We start from the raw sequence: 281 nt of genomic DNA, 5'->3' as shown, positions 1-281 counted from the left end.
GGTTATATAGCGAATGCGGCACTGGAATCGGGACAAATCCAGCATTTACATGCCCATTTTTGTCATGGTTCAACCACGATTGCCATGTTTGCCAGCCGAATGAGTGGCATTCCCTTTAGCTTTACCGCCCATGCCAAAGATATTTACCTAAAGGAATTAAACCCCGGCAAACTGCTACAGAAAAAAATGCGCCGGGCGGAGTTTTTGGTGACCTGTACAGGCGCTAATGAAGAACATCTTAAACGCCTTGCGCCAAAAGGCACCAAAATCCATAAAATCTA

1 pseudogene (running past one end of the window) is annotated in these 281 nt (G+C 45.6%); it reads left to right on the top strand.

Going from position 1 to position 281, the window contains the following annotated elements:
- A pseudogene (locus E8D52_18600) lies at nt 1-281 on the top strand (glycosyltransferase family 4 protein); it runs 276 nt beyond the window's last position.

It is taken from the genome of Nitrospira sp., from assembly GCA_005116745.1.
In the GTDB taxonomy this organism is placed as follows: domain Bacteria; phylum Nitrospirota; class Nitrospiria; order Nitrospirales; family Nitrospiraceae; genus Nitrospira_D.
The sequence above is the reverse complement of the archived record's forward strand: the minus strand, read 5'-3'. Positions and strand labels throughout refer to the sequence as shown.